Below are 2,676 nucleotides of genomic sequence, written 5' to 3' on the forward strand. Positions count from 1 at the left end.
TTGAAAAACAATATGTCGCTTAATGCGGTGTCCAGTCTTACTGGAGCAGATCAAACCTCCATAGTTTTTTTGATTAGGGAGCTATTGGTTTGTACATAGTGCTAACAAACGACTATGGCGTCAATGATTCTTAACGCTTGGCGTTATGTTCTAGGAGTTCCTATGAATAATTCTCGAAGTTACTGGGCTGAAGAACTGGAAAAATACAAAGTTTTAGGGGATACAGCCAAGATTAAAAACTTTAGCTATCTGTTATTAACTTACACTGAGGAGTATTTTGAAAATCTTGAAAAATTTTATGATCAATTGCCTTCAAATGGTGATTTAACATTACTCGTTTTAAAGGGACATTTGTTGATAGAGCAACAAATTCGTTCATACGTCTATAACCACTTTCCTAATCAAAAAGTGTTGAAAGATGTATTCAAAGATACTCATAGTTTGATTAGCGCAGGTAAAGCGTATGCTGACCCAAGCTGTTTAGATACAATAGCTTTATGGGATTGCTTTATAAAATTAAATAGCATTAGGAACTTTTTAGCTCATCGCCTCGATCAAACGGGTCTCTTGCATAAAATAGAAGATTTTTTAAAAGTATCGGAACCTTTTATCGAATTTGGTCCAGATAGTGATTCCGTACACGACCGAATGCATAATGCAATAAATGCTATTTATCAAAAAGCACTTTATTTATCGACATTACAAGAACAAAAATATCGTACTTTCGAAGAACAACGAACATAACAAATGCATCAACACGATTTGCTACGTTCGGCATTGCAGGTTTCTTTGAGCTTAATCTGCATGGTAGTAAATGTGTTATGCAGGCGTTATACGAATGCAGAAGATCGAGGGAAACATGTTAGAAATCACAGAAAATGCAGTTTTAATTCGAATTAACCGTTTGTTTGAAGAATCAATGACATCAGAAGCGTTGTATGAAGCTACTCGTGGTATATGGGTTATTGGGCCGCGACGAGAAAAATTAGAAATTGCCGTCAGTGTGTATAAAGGCGAGATTAAAGAAGTATATAAGGTGCATAATTGGCTTCCTGCTGGAAGTACTCCTTACCAAACTCGTTCATTGAAAGAGAGTAAAAAACATGGCCGTTGGGAATTTGTTGGCGAAGTTGCTAGTGATGAAGTGCGAGACAAGTACCTTGGTCAATCAGTGTCGGGTTACTTCTCGAAAGGTAACTCGAATCCAATCAAGTACGTCAACTGTTAAATTCGTATAAAAAATCAAGATTGATTCGCAACGTATGGCATTTTAGCGATGCGTTGCGTTTATTGTTTGAAACGGCTTGTTAAAGCTTCGAGACTGTGTTGCTCAATGCTTGACGCGCAGTTATGTTTTTGTCAGAAAGCTGAAAAGATCTTCTAGGGTGTGGGTGTGAACAAGAAAATTAATTATCAACTCTGGTTGGTGTTGATGCTTACGAGTTTTATTCCCTTAATTTATGCGACAACTAGAATTTATTTTTTAGGAAGCATCGCAAGCCCTTGGGCATATAGTATCGCGGCGCAAGTAGCTTGGCTAAATGTTGGTTATGAAGTACTCCATGAAGCGTTATTCATTCCGTTAGCATTTATCTTTGGTAAGGTCGTAAGTGATGATAGAAAATTTCAAGAGAGGGTTAGTCTAGGACTAAAAATTATAGTATTCAGTTACCTTTTAGTCACTGCTGTTGTCCTATGGTTTACGCCAATCTTTGTTACTGCAATGCAACAACAAAAAGAATTGTTCACTACGACGATACAATATATCCGATTGGAATCATTAGCTATATTACTTTCTAGTGTTTACGCCTTTTTATCGTTAGTTTTAGTGTTGAAAAATCAGAAGAAGACTCTGTACAAGTTGTTAGTCGTACAAATGATACTAACGATTTTGTGTGACGCTTTACTTGTTAGCCAGTTACCAATTTCCTTTGAATTGGGCGTTCATGGTATCGCTTTTAGCAATATTATTGTCAATTCAATACTTGCCGCAGTCGCTATTATCTATCTTATAAGATTAGGTGTATCTCTTAAGTTTGGGCAAAGTAATCGAAATCAAAATATATGGCTAAAGGAGTGGGTAGTCATTGGATGGAAGTCAGGCCTAGAGTCATTTGTTCGTAATGCCGCTTTTATTGTAATGATTTTGCAATTAGTGAACCAAGTACAACAAGCCGGAACGTTCTGGGTTGCGAATCAATTTATTTGGGGATGGTTGTTACTTCCTGTATTAGCTTTAGGTCAGTTAGTGAAACAAGACGCTGCAACCAACAAAGGACTATCGATTGAACGAATCAATGGTTACTTTTGGCTAACTGTGGGGGTCATTGTCGCTTGGGCTATCACAATACCGATGTGGGATGGCTTTATATCAAGTGTAATGGGGGTTAAGAACTCTGGTCCAATTATCGATTTAGTATGGTTGTTAGTCGGATTTTATGTTGTGTTTAGCTTCAACAATGTCATAGACAGTTACTTCTATGGTATTGGTCGAACAGACCTCATGCTCTATCAATCTTTGGCGGTTAATAGTGTGTTTTATGGTGGTGCTTTTGTGTGTTATCAAACCGGCATATTTGTTCCTACACTTCAAACTATCGGATTGATGTTCGGCTTGGGTATAGTGATCCGCACCAGAAGTTTTGGACACTGAGTTAAGTGAGTACAATCACTAAC

Annotated in this window: 3 protein-coding genes; all 3 read left to right on the top strand. The window is 37.4% G+C overall.

The window, feature by feature from the left end; all coding sequences use genetic code 11:
* Positions 1-162 precede the first annotated feature (162 nt).
* The 3 genes from ACED59_RS24255 to ACED59_RS24265 all read left to right on the top strand — a co-directional run bounded on the left by ACED59_RS24255 (position 163) and on the right by ACED59_RS24265 (position 2,653).
* The gene (locus ACED59_RS24255; protein WP_048659487.1) at positions 163-744 is read left to right on the top strand and encodes a hypothetical protein; all 582 of its coding nucleotides are present in this window, start codon (positions 163-165) and stop codon (positions 742-744) included.
* 94 nt (positions 745-838) lie between these two features.
* Positions 839-1,228: a hypothetical protein gene (locus ACED59_RS24260; RefSeq protein ID WP_017098738.1), complete on the top strand. Its 390-nt coding sequence runs from the start codon at positions 839-841 to the stop codon at positions 1,226-1,228.
* Positions 1,229-1,393: 165 nt separating this feature from the next.
* Positions 1,394-2,653 carry an MATE family Na+-driven efflux transporter gene (locus ACED59_RS24265; protein ID WP_371705193.1) on the top strand — a complete coding sequence of 420 codons (1,260 nt, stop codon included), beginning with the start codon at positions 1,394-1,396 and terminating at the stop codon, positions 2,651-2,653.
* Positions 2,654-2,676: the final 23 nt, after the last annotated feature.

Source organism: Vibrio sp. FF266 (assembly GCF_041439695.1).
Lineage (GTDB): Bacteria > Pseudomonadota > Gammaproteobacteria > Enterobacterales > Vibrionaceae > Vibrio > Vibrio tasmaniensis_A.